This window comes from Cryobacterium soli, from assembly GCF_003611035.1.
Taxonomy (GTDB): Bacteria; Actinomycetota; Actinomycetes; order Actinomycetales; family Microbacteriaceae; genus Cryobacterium; species Cryobacterium soli.
The window spans coordinates 3,425,421-3,441,646 of the sequence record NZ_CP030033.1 but is presented as its reverse complement, the minus strand read 5'-3'; the positions used below and the strand labels follow the sequence as shown (position 1 = coordinate 3,441,646).

Annotated in this window: 15 protein-coding genes; all 15 read right to left on the bottom strand. The window is 68.4% G+C overall.

Translation table 11 applies throughout. From position 1 onward, the window contains the following. Positions 1 to 305: 305 nt before the first annotated feature. The 15 genes from DOE79_RS15915 to pilM all read right to left on the bottom strand — a co-directional run bounded on the left by DOE79_RS15915 (position 306) and on the right by pilM (position 16,152). Positions 306 to 1,154: an endonuclease domain-containing protein gene (locus DOE79_RS15915; RefSeq protein WP_120339354.1), complete on the bottom strand. Its 849-nt coding sequence runs from the start codon at positions 1,152 to 1,154 to the stop codon at positions 306 to 308. Between the two features lie 245 nt (positions 1,155 to 1,399). Then, positions 1,400 to 2,044, bottom strand: a complete 645-nt coding sequence (locus DOE79_RS15910) for a spermidine/putrescine ABC transporter substrate-binding protein (RefSeq protein ID WP_120339353.1) — start codon at positions 2,042 to 2,044, stop codon at positions 1,400 to 1,402. A gap of 97 nt (positions 2,045 to 2,141) precedes the next feature. Next, complete coding sequence (locus DOE79_RS15905) at positions 2,142 to 2,783, bottom strand: YitT family protein (RefSeq protein ID WP_220094248.1); 642 nt, start codon at positions 2,781 to 2,783, stop codon at positions 2,142 to 2,144. 199 nt (positions 2,784 to 2,982) lie between these two features. Then, complete coding sequence (locus DOE79_RS15900; RefSeq protein WP_066597704.1) at positions 2,983 to 3,279, bottom strand: WXG100 family type VII secretion target; 297 nt, start codon at positions 3,277 to 3,279, stop codon at positions 2,983 to 2,985. 134 nt (positions 3,280 to 3,413) lie between these two features. Continuing rightward, positions 3,414 to 4,316, bottom strand: coding sequence for a hypothetical protein (locus tag DOE79_RS15895; protein ID WP_162942803.1), 903 nt, complete (start codon positions 4,314 to 4,316; stop codon positions 3,414 to 3,416). Beyond that, the gene (locus DOE79_RS15890; protein ID WP_120339351.1) at positions 4,313 to 4,918 is read right to left on the bottom strand and encodes a hypothetical protein; all 606 of its coding nucleotides are present in this window, start codon (positions 4,916 to 4,918) and stop codon (positions 4,313 to 4,315) included. Before DOE79_RS15890 ends, DOE79_RS15895 begins: the two co-directional genes overlap by 4 nt. After that, positions 4,915 to 5,547: a hypothetical protein gene (locus DOE79_RS15885; protein WP_120339350.1), complete on the bottom strand. Its 633-nt coding sequence runs from the start codon at positions 5,545 to 5,547 to the stop codon at positions 4,915 to 4,917. Before DOE79_RS15885 ends, DOE79_RS15890 begins: the two co-directional genes overlap by 4 nt. Before the next feature lie 9 nt (positions 5,548 to 5,556). Continuing rightward, positions 5,557 to 6,849, bottom strand: coding sequence for a hypothetical protein (locus DOE79_RS15880; RefSeq protein WP_120339349.1), 1,293 nt, complete (start codon positions 6,847 to 6,849; stop codon positions 5,557 to 5,559). After that, positions 6,846 to 7,172 (bottom strand): hypothetical protein, encoded by a 327-nt coding sequence (locus DOE79_RS15875; RefSeq protein ID WP_120339348.1) that lies wholly within the window; start codon positions 7,170 to 7,172, stop codon positions 6,846 to 6,848. The genes DOE79_RS15880 and DOE79_RS15875 overlap by 4 nt, the downstream gene beginning before the upstream one ends. A 280-nt stretch (positions 7,173 to 7,452) precedes the next feature. Beyond that, complete coding sequence (locus tag DOE79_RS15870; protein ID WP_120339347.1) at positions 7,453 to 11,925, bottom strand: type VII secretion EssC family protein; 4,473 nt, start codon at positions 11,923 to 11,925, stop codon at positions 7,453 to 7,455. Positions 11,926 to 11,996: 71 nt separating this feature from the next. Then, positions 11,997 to 12,485 (bottom strand): DUF6121 family protein, encoded by a 489-nt coding sequence (locus DOE79_RS15865; protein ID WP_120339346.1) that lies wholly within the window; start codon positions 12,483 to 12,485, stop codon positions 11,997 to 11,999. A 24-nt stretch (positions 12,486 to 12,509) separates the two neighbouring features. Next, positions 12,510 to 13,538: a hypothetical protein gene (locus DOE79_RS15860; RefSeq protein ID WP_120339345.1), complete on the bottom strand. Its 1,029-nt coding sequence runs from the start codon at positions 13,536 to 13,538 to the stop codon at positions 12,510 to 12,512. Positions 13,539 to 13,658: 120 nt separating this feature from the next. Next, positions 13,659 to 14,438, bottom strand: a complete 780-nt coding sequence (locus DOE79_RS15855) for a hypothetical protein (RefSeq protein WP_162942802.1) — start codon at positions 14,436 to 14,438, stop codon at positions 13,659 to 13,661. Then, positions 14,435 to 15,106: a hypothetical protein gene (locus DOE79_RS15850; protein WP_120339343.1), complete on the bottom strand. Its 672-nt coding sequence runs from the start codon at positions 15,104 to 15,106 to the stop codon at positions 14,435 to 14,437. Before DOE79_RS15850 ends, DOE79_RS15855 begins: the two co-directional genes overlap by 4 nt. Further along, entirely contained in the window at positions 15,103 to 16,152 is a 1,050-nt protein-coding gene (gene pilM / locus DOE79_RS15845; protein ID WP_120339342.1) for a type IV pilus assembly protein PilM, read from the bottom strand. The genes DOE79_RS15850 and pilM overlap by 4 nt, the downstream gene beginning before the upstream one ends. Positions 16,153 to 16,226: the final 74 nt, after the last annotated feature.

Here is a 16,226-nt window from a genome sequence, read left to right as displayed (position 1 = left end):
CATCACGAACTCGCGTTCGATCGTTCTGGTGGGTATGCCGTGGGGGCCGCTCGGAGAGCAAACCCTGTTTGCGTGGAGTGTCGGGGCGACTGAAGTGCAACCCGATGTTGGAACAACGAAGCGGCATAACTGAAGCGCACGACAAAGCGCACACCCGTCAATGCTAACCCCGCTGGGGTTGCGGGTCAAGCGCGCCCAACTTCCCTGCTACTCCCCCGTTCGGACTGCGCCGGGGCGCTGGTTGCTTTGAGAGGCAAAAGTGAGATTGCTAGGACGAAATCGCCGAAAGCATCCTCATAATCTCACTATCTCCTATCTTGCGCCGGCGACAGGTGCAGACCTTGGGCCATCGCCCGGAGGATCTCGGCCTCGATCCGGGGCCAGTCGAACAGGATCTGCCGGTAGTCGTAGCGCAAGACTGTGTAGCCCAGCAACGCCAGCCGGCGATCGTGCGCGATGTCCGCCCGACGCTGCTCGGCCGAGGAGTGGAAGCTGAAGCCTTCGCTCTGCAGAACGAGCCGGTCGCCGATGAGCCCGTCCACTTTATGGCCGCCGAACATCACTTGCTGGCTGACCCGGATGCCCGCCAACGCCAGCCGAGCCACCGGCAGCGTCTCCAGACCTGAATCTGACAATCCCGACGCGACGTCGCGCACGGCGCGGGCCGCAGTACCGCGAAGTTGCAGGCGTGCTAGCGACTGCTGGGTCACGAGGTTCTTGTTGAGGGCGGAGTCCCACACGACGAGGGCATTTTCGAAGGGTTGGCACTCCGCGATATGCACGAGGGCGTTCTCGATCGGTTCCACGAGGGCGAACCGGGCAACCGGTACCGGTGCGGCGCTCCAATGCACCCGCAGGGTGTCGGATGCCGCAGCCGCCCCGTTCTTTCGCATGCTGACGTGGTTCCTCCCGTCGGCAAGGTGCCACAGCTCGAGCCGCCTGGCGACGCTGAGGCACGCTACCCGCCCGCCGAGCGCCGCCGCGGCGCGCAAGTCCGGCGGGGCTATCGGCAGGGCCAGCCAATCGCGCCGGATGCGGGTGCACACACCTGCGGCAACGTTCTGCCTGATCGCAAAGTGGGTGAAGCCCGCGCGGAGGGCCTGGTGGGTGTGCGCGATCCCGTCGTGCTTGGTGAGCCAGATGCCGAGGTCCATGCGGCCAGTGTCGCGGCCGGCATCCGCTCATTTAGCGCGGTGTTCTCGGGTGTGGAAACTCCCCTTGGCTCGCCCCGTGTGCAGAACGGGCCGTGGCTCTCGCCCGGGCGCACGATTGTGAGGAGAAAGTGAGATTCCCAGGACGAAATCGGCGGAGGCATCCTCTTAATCGGCCGTTTGCCTCATAATCATGCGTGAGGGCTCCAGCCTGCGCCCGCAAAGTCCGTGTCGCGGATGCCGATCAGTCAGGTGCCGTGCGGGTCGAGCGTGCTGCCCAGGTCGGCGAGCAGCGCCTGCACCTGCGGCTCCACGAACCGCGCGATGGCTTGCTGCAGCTCGGGCCGGTGCGCCACGAGCGCTGCGCAGACCTGCTTACCCACCAGCTGAGCATGGTCGTCGGCCAGTCGCATCTCCACCCGGAGTGCCGCTTTCTCCTCCGCGCTCAGCGGCGGCGGCACGAGTTCGGGGTCGTCCGCGCTGGGTGGCGGCGCGAAGTCCTCGAACATGAACAGGTACGGCTCGTTCGGGTCGGCGGGCGGGTCGATGTCGACGCCGTCGAACTCCGGGCCCAATCCCTCCAACGGGTGATACGCCGCCTGCGCCTCCCGGCGCAGTTCGATCAACCCGAGTTCGCGGTTGAGCATCGGCAGGTTCAGGGCGGTGTACGTGTCGACCTCGTCTTCGATGAGCGTCTTGATGCGCATCGAGAGCGGATGCTGGACCGCGTGCGGCACATCCGTGTCGAGGCCGGCGGCGCGCAGCACCGGGGAGCCGAAGCAGTGCTGGCAGAGTCTGGAGCGTGCCCGGTGCGTTCCGGGCTGCCACTTGGGAACCCAACGCAGCCAGGCCTCGACCTCGCGGCCGACCCGCGACTCGATGGATGCATCCATGGCTATCGAGTTTAGTCGGTGCGGCCGCCGGAGTCACCAGGATTCAGCAAGCCCAGCCAGCAAAGGGCACGGCGGGCACGCTCGACCAGCGGGTGTCTCAGCCGAAGTAGCGGTCGGGGCGATGGTTCATGGCGATGATCATGTTGAGGATGACCGCGCCCACCACCGAGAGCAGCACCATGGGCACCGGCAGGGTGGCGAAGGCGGCGAGCACGATGAGCACGTCCACGACGAGCTGCACGTAGCCGGCGCGCCAGCCGCGGCTCTTCTGCAGATAGAGCGCGAGGATGTTGACCCCGCCCAGGCTCGCCTGGTGCCGGAACAGCACGATGAGGCCGATGCCGGCCAACAGGCTGCCCAGCAGGGTGGCATAGATCGGCTCGATGTGCCGGATTTCCAGCAGCAGCGGGTGGACCTCGGAGAAGAGCGAGACGAGTACCACCGCGACGAGCGTTTTCACGGTGAAGCGCCAGCCCATACGCCAGATCGCCAGCGCGAAGAAGGGCACGTTGACCAGCACGAACCACACGCCGAACGACCAGGTGGTGGCGTAGCTGGCGAGCAGGGCGATTCCCGCGGTGCCGCCGGTGGCGACACCCACCTCCTTGAGGAGGTAGAGCCCGAAGGAGACGGCGAAGGTTCCGATGAACAGGGCCACCACGTTCTCGAAACGGCTGTGCGGCACCCGCTGCGGCCCCTCGGACGGGTCGACGATGGTGGCGGGTACGGTGCGCGTCACGCGCGCGGCTTCGGCAGGAATGCGGCACTGGTCATTACGCCATGGTATCGAGCCGCCAGGGAGGCCCAGTGCCGCCGGCCCGGGTGCCTGACCGAGCCCGCCGGAGCGAGAGCGCCGTGCGGGCACCCGCCGCGACGAACCGGGAAGACAAAAGGCGTGACCGGTATATCCGGTCACGCCTTGGGTCGCACGGGCGGAATTAGCCGCTGATGCCGCGAGCGAGCTCGCTGTCGACGTTCTCCATGGCGTCCGCGGCGCGGATGAGGAACTCCGACATGCCGGTGAGGCCGTTGACGGCCTCGGTGGTTCCCTTGGTGAACTGCTCGTAGGAGGTGTGGAAGGCCCCAGAGGCGGCGTCGGTGACGAAGCCGCCGGCGACGAGGTTGTTGACCAGGCTCTGCAGCTGGGAAAGCTTGGCGGTGAGGTCGTCCTTGCCTGAGATCAGGTTCTTGGACGCGTCGCGCATTTCGCTGTAAGTAACGTTCATATTCGCCATGAGAAGAGCTCCTTGTTTATTCGTTCGGGGCCAACCCCCTCAGGCCGACCGACTATGTATAACCTAACGAACCCTGGTTGGGGGGCGGAATGGGCAGCACTCCCCATGCGATCCCCACGCGCTACCCGTGCTGGTTAGGAGACGGATTCGCCGCTGTAGAGCGACTTGCCGCTGCGCCACGCGTTCAGGCAGCCGATCAGCGCACAGAGCCCGGTGCCCACGGCGATCCAGAAGATCCACGCCAGCCAGGCGGGGTCGGGCACGACGGCGCACGACTGGGTGTAGCAGTCGTCGGCGGCGGACTGGTAGACCAGCGGGATGGTTCCGAGAATCGCGCCGAACCCGAACGCGAACCAGAGCTCGAACCGGAACCGATACGACATTGCTCGCCAGAACACCTGACTCACCGAGCCGGGCACGATCTGGTCGCCGAACCGGTTGGCCAGGGGCTCGTAGGTGAGCCGCTTGAGCAGGGAGAACAGCAGCACAGCGGCCATCCCCGACGCGAAGAACCCGTACAGCACGAGCAGCACCCAGAGGCTGTCGTCGGCATCGGCGAACGCATCCGTGGTGACGTCGAGGTAGACCGGCACCGCAATGAGCCCCACCCACGCCGCCACACTGAGCAGGATGAAGAGCGCACGACTCCACAACGGGGCCGGCCGCAGCTCGACCACGTTGGAGCCACCCTGGATGAACCCGCGCTCCCGGATGCTCCACTGGCCACGACGGTGGAATTCGGCCAGGAAGAGGGGGGCGGCGGCGAGCATGAGGATCATGATCGGCGCCGCAACGAGATTGGTTCCCCAACTGGCGCCGCCGACGAAGTCGCCGAGGCTGCGTCCCTGGGCGGTCACGGCGATCAGGACGCCCAGCACCACCAGGGCGATGAGCACCAGGATGCCGCCGGCCAGGTACAGCGTGCTCGCCCGGAATCGGGTGGGCACACCGTCGTATCGGCCTGGAGATGCGGTGCTGGAGCGGCTGGCGACGAGATCCCGGCGGCGTCCGGCAGCACTCTTTTTCGGCCCGCTCACGACACAGCCACCGTGACGTCGGTGAACCGCACTGAGTCCACAATTGCGTCGAAGAGTTGGGTGTAGAGGTCGGTGTCGCTGGCCATGGGCGCATCCACCACGATGTGCAGCAGCGTGTCGGCCTCCGGCGTGACCAGCCAGTACTGGATCTTCACGTCGCTGGTGGTCTCCTCGCCGGCGCGGATGGTGGAGGCGAACGCACGGCGTGCCGCCAGGCCACTGTCGAGGGTGAGGAGATCGGCTCCGGGGAACGCCAGCCGCAGGCGCTCCTCGGGGTCACCGTCGGGCGCGCCCGGCGCCGCGGGCGGCCACTCGGAATAGTCCAGAACCATGGCGGCAGGGAACGGCACCCCCGGCAGAATCTCGAGTGACAGGGCCACCCGGAATGCGCCCGCCGCGGCAGCAGCGGCGGCCACCCCGCGCAGCTGCTCCTTCGCGTCCCGGCGGAGGCGGGCAAGCCGGTCGTCCCGACCGATGCGGCGCTTGACCACGGAGGCGATCTGGCGCTCCAGGCCCGCGGGGTCGTCGAGGGGCAGGGTGAGCCAGGAACCGGGCAGCACGATCGACAGGTTCGCCTCGGCGAACTTCATCTGACGGGTCATTCCGCTACCCCCAGGTCGAGTTCGAGCGAGCTGACGATGAGCTGTGTTTCGGCGCGCATGTCGCCGAAGGTGGCCAGGTCTGCGGTGGTGAAGGTGAATTGCACCATCTCGGTGGAGTTGGGCGGGAAGACCCCGAACATGGTGCGTGCTTCTACCCAGCCCATCTCGTCGCCCGAACCGAAGTACTCGGTGACCTGGTGGGCGCCGACGAATCGCCCGGCGGGCAGCTCGCCCTGCCAGGTCTCGAAGTTGAGCGTGAACGCATCCGGCGCACTGTCCTCAGACAGCTCCCGCGCGGTCTTCTCATACCAGTCGGGGCCCTGCTCGGGCTCCATCTCGACCACCTGGAAGGTGAGAAGCAGACCCAGGCTCATGACATCCTGCGAGCGGATGTGCACGGCAGCGGTGAGGAACGGATTCAGCTGCGCGAGCAGGCGAATGCGCAATTCCTCCAGCTGCGCCAGCACCGAATCGTTGTCGTCCACGCTGCCGGTCTGGCTGGACACCTCGGTCACCACCTCGCGGGCCCAGGTCGCCGAGTCGATGTCATCGTCGAGCCGCACAGGATGAAACCCGTCCGAGATCTGGATTCTGAGGTCGAGGATTTCGTTCAGTGGAGCGTCACTCATACGGTCAGCCTATCCGGGGGTCAGTTTGGGGAGGTCGCCGTGCGAGAGGTCCTTGAGGATGCTCTCCGGCTTGAGCGCCATTCCCCGGTCATCGTGGTTGAACGGGTTGTTGGTGATGGTCTCAGCCTTGCCCGCGAGCGAGCGGTAGTTCATCACGCCGAGGAACACCGAGGCTCCGGTGGGAATCCCGGCCGCAGCCGCGCCGGTGAAGACCGGGTTGTCGAAGCCCTGAATGCCCAGCGGGTTGCGTCGGTAGTTCTGCCAAGCCGCGCCGAGGTTCTTCTCGGAGATCTTGAGCGGGTTTGTGCCGAAGACCTCCTTCATCACGTTCGGCAGCTTCTTCGGCGAGCCGAGCATCGCTTGCACGTCTTTGAGCTGGGCCGCTTTCTGGCTGCGGGGAATACCGGTGAGAGTGGTGAACTGCTTGCGAGGAAGCTTCATGGCGGCGGTCAGTCCCTTCGCCTTCACCAGCTTGCCGGCGTACTTGGCGATGTTGCCGCCGAAGACCGACAGCACGACGCCCACGGCAGCGAACGCAACGTCGCCCCAGTTGCCGCCGTTGACGGCCTTGATGGTCGCCTCGATCAGGGTGATCACGGCGCCGATCACCGCGAGCACGAGCAGGATCTGCCCGAGGAACGGCACCCAGGAGAAGAAGATGGCCAGCACCCCGGCCCACTCGCACACGGTCTTGAGGATGTCGAGGGCGGCCTTGCCCCAGTCGTCCCACCAGGTGTCGTTGAGAGCCTCGCCCGCCTTGCCGTCGATCACGTTGAGGATGGCGCCGATCGCGGTCTGCGCGGCCTGGTTCTTCACGTCGAGCGCGGAGTGCCACTCCTGGTACGCGGCCGCGAGGGCCTGCCCGGCGGCATCGGCGGCGGTCTCTGCGCGCGTGGCGGCGGCAGTCTCGGTGGTCGCGGTTTCGGGTGTGGCGCTCTCGGCCTTAGTCGCGGCGCTGGTGGCGGCTCGGGAGGCGGTTTCGGCCGCGGTCTCCTTGTCGTTGATGTGCGAGATCGCGGTGTCCGCCGCATCCTGTGCACTGCGCAGCTGCGCCGAGTAGGTGATGAGGGCCTGCGCGGTGCCCGAGTACCGGGTCTGTGCCTTGCCGATGTCATCGGCCACCTTGCCGGCCTCTTCACGCACCTTGTCGATGGCCTTGGAGGTCATGCCCTCGGTCGACTTGATCGCGTTGAGCGTGGTGACGGAGCGAGTGATGGCGTCGGCCAGTTCGGCGTAGCGGTCGGCCTTGGAGCGCACCAGGTCGGGGTTGCCCTCGAGGGCGCGGAATTCGCTGTCGGTCATGGGGTCACCTTCGTTGCGGTCATGGGCGGCATCGACGCTGCGGCGTCGTTGAGAGCCTTCGCCAGGCTGTCGTCGACCTCGGTGAAACCGTCGGTGATGGCGCCGATCTTCTGCTGCAGCGCCTTGACGGACTCGAGCATCGTCTTGCGCTTGTCGTTCCACTTCGAGGCGAAGTCGGAAACGTGCCCGCCGAGTTCATCGTGCCCGGTGGCGGTCGCCACGTCATTGCTGAACTCGTCGGCGTTGGTGAACTCGTTGACGACCGCGTCGAGGTCGTCACGCAGCTGGTGAAGCAGCTGTAAGTCGAAGTTGAGATCACTCACTATCGGTTCCCCCTTGGTCTGCGGCGGGGCCGGGCCACTCGCGACGGATGCGCGCTGGTCGGCTGCCTGTCCTGAACATTACCGAAGCGGCCGAACGGGTTCGATGGGCAGCGGTCCCCATCCGTCGCGTGGGTGCCTGACGTTCGGTGCACCCCCTGTGGCTGGATGCGCCAGCTATAGCGGGCGCATCCAGACATACGTGGTGCAGCGAAGCTCCGACGGAGCGGCCCACGAGGTCTCGACAAGCTCGACCGACGACGGGGCCGTGACCCAGACGGCGTCACTGGAGGAGGGGCAGCTGCACCCGCACGAAGTTGCCCTTGGCGATGAGCACCCCTCGGCCGGGTGGGAACTCGGAACGGTTCAACCGGGGCAGCGCGGTCTTCAGCAGGATGTCGCCCTCCACCGACTCGGGCTGAAGCAGGAGTCCCCGTCGGGAGTTCTTGATCTCGCCGAACAGCGGCCAGGAGGAGCTCCACGCGCTGGTCTCGGCCTCGCCGAGCAGGAAGTGGTCGCTGCGCTTGACCGCCCGGGTGAGTTCGAGGATCGGGCCGTCGGCGCTGGACTGCAGGAAGTCGCCCAGGCTCTCGACGAACACGGCGATGCGGCCCTCGGTGTCGGGGTCGGCCACCGCGGCGGCGAGGTCCTTGGCCAGCGCCGCGACGGCATCCACGGTGGTGGCGGCCTCTGTCCACAGGCCCAGCCGGGAGATCGGCGAGCGGGCGTTGCCGAAGTAGTACAGCCGCGCATCCGGTTCGAACCGCTTGAACGAGCGGGCGATCGACTCGATCGCGGTGCTGCGGCCGCTGGCGGGTGGACCGGCCAGCAATAGGGTGCCGCTGGGTTCGAAACCGGCCGGGCCGAGGTCGACGTCGCCGAGACCGAGCACGACCCGCTCCCCCACGCGCGCCGGCAGCTGCTCCTGCGGGTACTCCTTGGGCAGCGAGCCGATGACAGGCGCCTCCGCCACGCCCGCGCGGCGCATGGCCTCGGCCAGCCGCCGGGTGGCGTCGGACTGCGCCGACTGGGCGGAGAGCCCGCCGAGGATGGCGATCTGGGTTTCGAAGCCGTCCACGATGGCGCGACCGGCCGGCGACTTGACGCTGAGGATGTCGCTGGGCACGTCGAGCATGCCGTAGCCGTCGTCGGCGAGCCTGAGCACGACCTTCCGCTGGATGGCGGAGGAGATCGACGCGGGCACGGCGCCGGCCCGGTCGGCGGTGAGGGCCACGTGCAGACCGAGCTGGCGGCCGTCGGAAAGAATGTCCTTGAACACGTCGAACCACTGGGCGCGGCCCGCGGTGATCTCGAAGTCGTTGCGGAAGTTGGGGAAGCCGTCGATGAGAAGCAGGATGCGCGGCTCGGTCGGCTGGCCGGCCAGCTGCCGGTACTCGCTGATGTTCGACGCGTTCGCCTCGGCGTAGAGCGCCTTGCGGCGGTCGAGTTCGCCCTGCAGGGTGCGGAACAACCGCACGATGCGTTCGGTGTCGTCGCCCATAATGATGGAGCCCACGTGCGGCAGCTGCTCGAGCATGCGCAGGCTGCCTGCACCGAAGTCGAGCCCGTAGACGTGCACGGGTCCGCCGCGAGGGGTGATTGCCGCGGCGCAGGCCAAGGTGCGCAGCACCGACGACTTGCCCGAACCGCCGGTGCCGAAGACGGAGAGGTGGCCGTCGATGTCGGGGCGGAAGTACGCGGAGACCTGTTGCTGCTGCTCGGCGACGTCGGAGACGCCGAGCAGGAGTTCGGCATCCGTGCGCTGCCGCAGCAGGCTGAGGTCGTAGGCGGCGGCGAGCTCGTCGAGCCACGGGCGGCGGGGCGCGGGGATGCCGGCGCCGGCGTTGGCGGTGACGATGGTGGTGACCAGGCGCTGCTGATCGGTGGGGCCGAGGTCGCGGTCTTCGTCGACGTTCTCGGTGGAGCGGGGCTCCTCCCACCGGCTCTCGGCGCCGAAACGCAGCTCGTGCACGTCGATGCCAGCGCGCTCGGGTTCGCGGCTGGTCCAGCCGCCCGCATAGGCGGACTGGAACTGGGCGAGCCGGCCGGGTCCGGTCTTGGCCACGCCGCGGCCGGGGATCGACGGGTCGAAGTGCGCGGAGTCCTTGGTGCCGATCACGTCGGTGCTGTCGGACTCGTCGGCCATCCGCAAGGCGATGCGGAGCGGCGTGTTGGCGCGCAGGTTGTCCTTGATCACGCCGGCGGGGCGTTGGGTGGCCATGATCAGGTGGATGCCCAGCGACCGGCCGCGCTGCGCGATGTCGACGACCCCGTCGACGAACTCGGGCACCTCGGTGGCCAGCGCCGCGAACTCGTCGATGACGAGCACCAGGGCGGGCGGGCTGTCGGGGTCGCCGCGCTTCTCCAGCTCGAGCAGGTCCTTGGCCTTCTTGCGGTTGAGCAGGTGCTCGCGGTGGTGCAGTTCGGCACGGAGGCTGGTGAGCGCCCGCCGCACCAGGTGCGGGCTGAGGTCGGTGACCAGGCCCACGCAGTGCGGCAGGGTGACGCAGTCGGCGAACGCCGAGCCGCCCTTGTAGTCCACGAAGAGGAAGGTGACCCGGTCGGGGCTGTATTCGGCGGCCATGCCGAGCACCCAGGCCTGCAGGAACTCGCTCTTGCCGGCGCCGGTGGTGCCGCCGACGAGGGCGTGCGGGCCCTGGGTGCGGAGGTCCAGGTGCATGGCGTCGACACCGGCGGAGCCGATGATGGCGCGCAGCTTGCCGGCCCGGCGCGGCTTGGGGGTGCCTCCGGTGCGGTCGTGGATGGAGGTGTTCTGCTGCCACCGGTCGATGACCGCGGCGCTGCTCTCCACCATCTCGTGGCCGAGCAGGGTCACCAGGGACACCGTGCGGGGCAGGTCGCTGGCGTCGGCCACGAGCGCGCCGGCGTCGATGACCGGGGCCATCCGCTTGGCGAATTCGAGCGCGGTGGCCGAGTCCACCTGTTCGGTGAGGACGTTGTCGATGGTCTCGCCCAGGCGCACGAACCCGACCGTGGCCAAACCGGCCTCGTCGGACAGATGCAGGTAGGTGCGGCAGACGGCGGGCAGGGCCGCGACGGTCGGGCCGATCCAGATGGGGTAGACGCCGGCGTCGGCGGCGATCTCGGCGAGCTGCACGAGGCGGGCCCGGTCGATGGCCACGTCGTCGGAGATCAGCAGCACGATCGCGGGGATGGGCGACTTGGTGCCCTGGTCGGAACCCTTGCCGACCTCGCCGCCGCGTTCGAGCGCGGCATCCGTTTGTCCCATCGCGCCGCGCCGCTGGGTTTTGGCCTGGGCGAGGCGGGCCTCGACGACGCCCTCGATGCCGGAGAGCACAGCGCTGGCGCTCGCGGCGCTGTCGGCGAGGTGGCTGCCCTCGAGCGGGCTGTGCGGAGACGAGGTGTGCGGCATCCACTTGAGCCATTCCAGCTCGCGCGACCAGCGCGGGGTGAGCAGCGACGCCACGACGAGCTCGGCCGGGGAGTGCAGGGCGGTGAGCTGCACGAGGATCGAGTTGATCGAGCCCATCGCCTGCACGGGGGATCCGGCGATGCCGAGCGCGCCGGAGTCGTAGAGGTTGTCGATCAGCGGCACGCCGTCGAGGGTCTGGTTGGCGTCGACGACCTCGGTGAGCTTCTCCTGGAACTCGGGCAGCATATCGCCGCGGCTGGAGTCCTTGATGGTGTTGCGGGAGTTCATGGTGCCGATGCCCAGCCGCACGTTGAGGAACGACCAGTGTTCGGGGCGCCGGGTCCAGAGCAGCGGGCCACGGTTCATCGCGTGCTCGTGCGCCTCCTGCGTCGACGGGGATTCCTTGAGCCGCAGGTCGAACTCGGTGACCCGTTCGGTGGCCAGGCGTGCGGTGAGTACCTCGAGGCGCGACTCGAACGTGGCGACGGCCTTGGCCAGCCGGCGCTTGTCGCGGGACTTGGTCGTGGCGAAGTTGCCGATCAGCATCACCGGCGAGAGCAGGCAGAAGAGCAGGCTGATGGGGCTGTGCGTAAACGCGAACATGGCGCCACCGAGCAGCAGCGGGGTGATCATCGCCAGCAGCGGGAACGGCTGCGGCTCTTTCTCCACCGGCACCTCCGGCGCGGTGAACTCCTGGCCGATGTAGCGCTTCTCCACCTTGGGCGAGCGGTTGAAGAAGATCGGGCCGGGCTTGGGCGCGGCCTCGGGGGCGGCGCCGGCCACGAGGCTGATCTCCACCTCGGAGTCGCCGAGCAGCAGCCGTTCGGTCTTGGCGATGCGCAGCCGGCCCACGATGCCGCCGTCGACCACCACGCCGTTGGCGCTGCCGAGGTCGATGACCTCCACGGTCTCGCCGATCTCCAGGCGAGCGTGCTTCTTGGACACCAGGCTGTCGTGCAGCACGATGTCGCAGCCGGGGTCGCGGCCGAGCACCAGGCTGCCGGGCGCGAGCGGAAAGTCGGTGCCGGCATCCGGACCGGTGAGCACCCGCAGTTGCGCGACGGGCGGCTGGGTGAGCGTGGACGGCGCCTGGTAGAGCACGCCGGCGTCGGCCAGGCTCACGGATGCGCCGGAGCCGATCCACGCCTCCCCCACCGGGCCGTCGGGCGGCAGGGTGAGCGGTGCACTCTGCCCGGGCAGCGTGGCGCGCAGGGTGAGATACCGGTCGGGCGAGTGCACGGTCTGCGCATCCACCCGGCTGATGGTGCCGGCGATCTCGCTGATCGTGGCGGCGGCATCCGCGGTGACGATGATGTCGCTGGCGGCGCCGTTGGGGCGAACCAGGGTGAGCTTGAGGCGCATTCGGAACCTATTTCACGTTGCAGGCAGAGCTGTGCGGGGCGTGGTGCAGTGGGTGCCGAGGGGTCCGGGCGTTACTCGCCGCGGCGTTCCCAGGGCCAGAGGGGGCGGCCGTGTTCGCCGTAGTGCGAGGCGAGCAGGATCGAATAGCTGAGGGCCACGATGAACGCGAGCGCCCCCACGCTGAGCGAGAAGGGGCTGGCGAGCATGGATCCGGCGAAGAGGATCACGCCGAACGGGTCACCGTTGCCGGCGGCCACGAGGATGGCGCCGGTGGCGATGAACAGGCCGTAGGCGGCGATGCCCGTGGCAACGGCAAACCCCACCACGACACGTTGCTTGTCGGGTGGGGTATTGACGCCGAGGAGGATCAGCATGAGCAGCACCAGCAGCACCGAGACGGCGGCCATGGTGGGGCCGACGAGCGGGCCGGCGGAGCGGTCAGCGATGACGTCGAGGTTGGTCGCCAGACTGATCAGGCCGAAGGCGGCCACCAGCAGCGCGGCGTAGAGCACCGTCGCGAAAACGGCGACGATGGTCGCGTACTTCTGATAATCGCGCATGTGCTCCCCCCGCACCGCCGGCGGTTAGGCCGGTCGTGCGAGCTGCGGTCCCTCGGCGAGCTGACGCTCGTACTCGGCCTTGGCGGCGGCATTCTTCGCGGTGACGCTGCGACCGCGGCGGGCGATCCAGGCACCGAACCAGATCGGCACCTCGCGGGCCACGATGGCCGCGGCGATGGCGCCGGGGTTCAGCCACTGGGTGGTCACGAACCGGCCGGCCTCGGCGGGGGTGAGGGTCCACGCCTGCACGGCGAGCAGGGCGCCACCGATGTAGGAGAAGTACACGACGACGGCCACGAGGAAGCCGCCGAGCACGTAGGCCCACCAGCCGGCGCGGTTGAGCACCGCCACCAGCAGGGCGAAGGCGAGGAAGAAGAAGATCACCGGAACGTAGAACACCGGCAGCACCAGGAAATCGGTGAAGCGTGCGGTGGCCTCGGCGACCGTGGGGGCGCTCGACGCGGAGATGACGAACGCGACAACCGCGTACACCACGGCGAACACGGCGGTGGCGATCAGGCCGATGAGGATGCCCGCGGCGCGGTTGCCCGCGGTCTTGGGCGGCGTCGGGGCCGTGACGTAGACCGGGGTTGGCGCGAACTGCTGGGTGGGCGTGTACTGCTGCGCGCCGGGCTGCTGGGCGTTCGGCTGCTGCACGGGCGGCTGGTTGGCCGCGGCGGGCGTGGGCACGTACGCCGGGGTGTAGTCCTTCTGCTGGGCGACGGCTTCGTCGCGGGCGAGCTCGGCCGGGGTGGCCTCGGGCTCAACGGTGAGGCGTTCGACCTTCTCGGTCGGCGCGTCGGACTCGGTGGCGGTGTACGGGGCGGCCGGCTCGTAGTCGATCGGCTCGCCGGGAACGTACGCGGCGGTCTCGGCGTCGGGCGCGGGCGTCTCTGCGGCGGGCTCCACGTAGGGCTCGCTCACGGTCTCGTCCACGCTCGTGCTGGGGTCGGCCACGGTGGTGGGCTCTGGGGTCTGGTCGTCGTGGATGGGCGTGGTGGGCGCATCCGGGTTGTCGTTCTTGTTTCCCTCAGGGGGCGTCGTGTCGGTCATGCTGCACTCCTCGTGAGCCTCGTGGCCGTAGCTCTGTGCTGCAACTGTAGCAATCCGAGGTGCGAAGTCGACGGAACCCGAGGGCGCGCGGCGCGCGGCGGCTGAGGGTCCAGCCGCGACCTACCCTGCGCTCGGCGGGCCGAGAAGCACGTAGATATAGAGGGAGATGGTGCCCTTGACCGCATCGGTGGGCGCCGGCGCCTGGGCAGGTGCATCTTCATCCTCGGCCACCGTCGCCGGGGCGTCGACCTTGGTGGTGCCGAAGGCGGTGACCGTGGTGAGCCGGGTGCCTTTCTGCAGGCTCTCCACGAAGTCCAGCGCGTTGGCGTAGCCGCCGTCCAGGGCGATCGTGATGGGGATAGCCGCGAAGTTGTCGCCCGTGACGAGCGGGCTTGTCACGGGTGTTCCTGCACCGACGGATGCTGTGGCAGGCACGGCGTCGGGTGCGGGGGTGGCCGGTGGGCTGGTGGCCGTGTCGGTCGGGGGCGCATCCGTGGCCGTGTCGGTCGGAGCCGCCTCGGTGTCGGCCGGATCTGCCCCGTCTGTGACAGGCGGCGTGTAGGCCACGGCATCGCCGACCGTGATGGTCGTGAGAGTCACCGAGTGCTGCTGCGCGCTGGTCGCGAGCTGGGCCACATAGGCGGGCAGCGCTGTGCCGTTGGGAAGTTCGGTGCGGAGGCCGGCCAGCTGGATTTCGAGCTCGCCGATCCCGTCGAACTGTTCCTTGAGGGTTGTGAGCTCCTGGTCGTAGGCCAGGTTCTGCGCTTCTACGCCCTCCCGAGCCACGTCGGCCACCCGCGCCGTTTCAAGCAAGGGCGAGGCACCGAGCAACCAGCCCAGACCGAGCGCCACGGCCATCACCACTGCGCAGCCGATCACCCACCAACGTCGTGTGGTCATTTGGTACCCCCGGTGATGTCGCTGAAACGCCCGCTGAAGGCTCCGGCATTGATGTGCATGGTGACGACGACGAGATAACTGCCGTCGTCTTTCTTCGTGATGGATCCGGGGACCGCGTCGGCGAAGCCGGGGAGGGTGTGCATCGCGTCGAGCCATTGCGGCACCGACGGCAGGCCGGGACTCGCGACGGTGATCGACAGGGTGGCCACCCGGGGAGACTGCAGTGCCGCGGTGGGCTGCACGAAGGCCGCGAAGGGTGAGGTGGAGTCGATCGCCACGGCGTCGATTCCCACATCGGGCGGGAGCACGGCTCGCACGGCTTGCAGGTACGTCTTCCAGTCCACCTCGGTCCAGCCACCGACACCCCGGGCGGCGAGGGCCGTGTCGACCTCGGTCTGCACCTGGCGCACCTTGACGTACTTCGTTTGCTCGGTCAGGAGTTCCGCGGTGTGGGCCTGGGCCGAGGCCAGCCGGGCCGCACTCATGGTGGAGTGCCAGAACGCGCCGCCGATTCCGAGGACGACCACGACCAGCACACCGGCTGTGGCCACCACCAGCTTCTTGCGCAGCTCTCGCGTGCGTGCCTGCCGGGTAACCTCGGGTGGGAGCAGATTGATGCGCGGTTCACCACCCAGGATCAGCCCGTCGTCGGGCTCGGCCCGGCTCATGCCGCACTACCCAGGGCCAGGCCGAGCGCCACGTAGAAGTCGCCGCCTGCCTGTTGGAACTCGTCGGCGCTCACGCCCCGGCCGAACGTGACGGAGGCCAAAGGCTCCGGTCTCACGACAGTGTGGCGGGTGAGCTCGCCGAGTGCCTGACCGAAACCGATCAGGTTGCTGCCGCCGCCCGAGAGCACAATGCGGTCGATGGCCAGGTTGGGCCGGGTGTTGACGAAGTAGGTGATGGTGTTGCGCAGACTGTTGAGGAGTTCGGTGGTGACCTCGCGAATGATCGTGACCGTGTTCTCGTAGCCGGGTGCCACGCCGGTCGGGGCCAGCCCGAGCGAGACCTTGAGAGCCTCGGCGTGATCGACGTCGGTGGGCAGCCGCTCGGCGAGCGCCTGGGTGAGGTCCTCGCCCCCGGCGGGAATGATGCGCACGAATTGCGGGATCCCCAGAATGGTGACGACCACGCTGGTGGTTCGGGCCCCCACGTCGATCTGCACCACGGCGCCGGGGTCGGGCTGACCGCGGTAGACCACGCGGCTCAGCGCGAACGGGATCAGGTCGACCTCCACGGGGATGAGCCCGGCCAGTTGCACGGCTTTCACGTTCGCCTGCACGGCGTCTTTCACCGCCGCCACAAGCAGCCCGTGTACCTGCGGGCCGTTTTCATCGACGCTTTCGGAGATCGGGTAGAAATCCAACAGCGCGTCGGCCACGGGAACGGGCAACATGTCTTGGACGTGAAACGGCAACGACTCCCGGATGCGCACCATCGACCCCTTGGGTACGGCCAGGTCGCGCACGAGCACGCGGTGGTTGCCCATGCCGAGCACCACATTCTTGCTCCCGAAACCGCCGGCGGACCACAGCCGTTTGAGCGCCTCGGCCACCGTGTTGACCTCCTGTACCTCGCCGCGCAGCACCGCTCCGGCCGGCAACGGCACCGCGTGATACTTCAATACCGTCGGCAGCGCCCGGCTGGCTCCGGTCAGTTCGACGGCTCGCACGGCCGTGCTGCCGATATCAATTCCTACGACGCTGGCGACCATCGGTCACACGTCCTTTCTGGCGGAGCTTGCGGGGAGATGCGCGGTGTCGCCGCGTGGCCGGCTGGCTGCCACGA